The sequence below is a fragment of the Bizionia hallyeonensis genome, from assembly GCF_042657385.1.
GTDB lineage: Bacteria > Bacteroidota > Bacteroidia > Flavobacteriales > Flavobacteriaceae > Algorimicrobium > Algorimicrobium hallyeonense.
Genome location: NZ_JBHSLA010000024.1, coordinates 1 through 989, shown reverse-complemented (window position 1 = coordinate 989; position 989 = coordinate 1). Strand labels below are relative to the sequence as shown.

General features: G+C 29.9%; 2 protein-coding genes. Both read left to right on the top strand.

The features are described from left to right. Positions 1–193: 193 nt before the first annotated feature. The gene (locus ACFPH8_RS15005; RefSeq protein ID WP_376862277.1) at positions 194–415 is read left to right on the top strand and encodes a hypothetical protein; all 222 of its coding nucleotides are present in this window, start codon (positions 194–196) and stop codon (positions 413–415) included. Position 416: 1 nt separating this feature from the next. Then, on the top strand, positions 417–719 hold the full coding sequence (locus ACFPH8_RS15000; protein WP_376862275.1) for a type II toxin-antitoxin system RelE/ParE family toxin: 303 nt from the start codon (positions 417–419) through the stop codon (positions 717–719). The last annotated feature ends 270 nt before the right edge of the window (positions 720–989 follow it).

Here is a 989-nt window from a genome sequence, read left to right as displayed (position 1 = left end):
ATGCAATTAATTTATACAATCAAATAAGATTACATTTATCTTTAGACTATAAAACACCTAATATGGTATATCAATTATCAGCGTAAATTCAATTTTAACCTGTAGCCATATTTCAGGACGAGACATTGAAAAATCCGTCATTCCAACAAAAATTAGGTTTAAATCCTTATTTTTGATTATAAAATAAAATGCTATGAATATTCAAGCTGAAAAAATAGAACTGGTTAAAATGCTTTTGGATACTGAAAATCCAAGAATAATTGAGTCCATTAAAAAAATCTTCAAAAAAGAAAAAACATCTGACTTTTGGGATGATTTATCTATTGAACAACGTAACGAAATTGAAAGAGCCTCTCTTGAAATTAAAAATGGAGAGGTAACGGATTACGATACTTTTATGCAAAAACACAGATAAATTGAGCAGAAAAGTTGTAATTTCAAAAACAGCCGAAAAGAAATTAGATAAACTTTTCGAGTATTTAATTACGGAATGGTCTGTTAAAGTTAAAACTGACTTCGTTGAAAAATTAGATTCATCAATAGAAATAATTAAAAACCAGCCTGAAATATTTCCTGAATCTAAAAAAGCAAAAGGTTTAAGAAAATGTGTAATCACAAAACAAACGACTTTATTCTATCGTTATAATTCCAAGCGAATTAATATTGTTACGTTATTTGACACGAGACAAGACCCAGACAAATTAGATAAAGAAATCTAATAAAACGAAAGCCCAACAATGGCTATAAGTAATTGCTTGTTCTCGTCTACTTTGAAAATCCTAGCGGATTTTCAGTTTGGTTTTTACCTGCAAAGTTCCGTGCTAAACCACGCAACTACTCATAGCCGAGACCGTTGCCCACAATATTGACCCGTCCTAAAATAAGGCTACATAATTCAAAACAATTATGTATAAAAATGACAAAGTAATTAGACGGTACAGTGAACCTTTCAAATTAAAAATTTTAGCCGAACTTACAACGGGAAAACA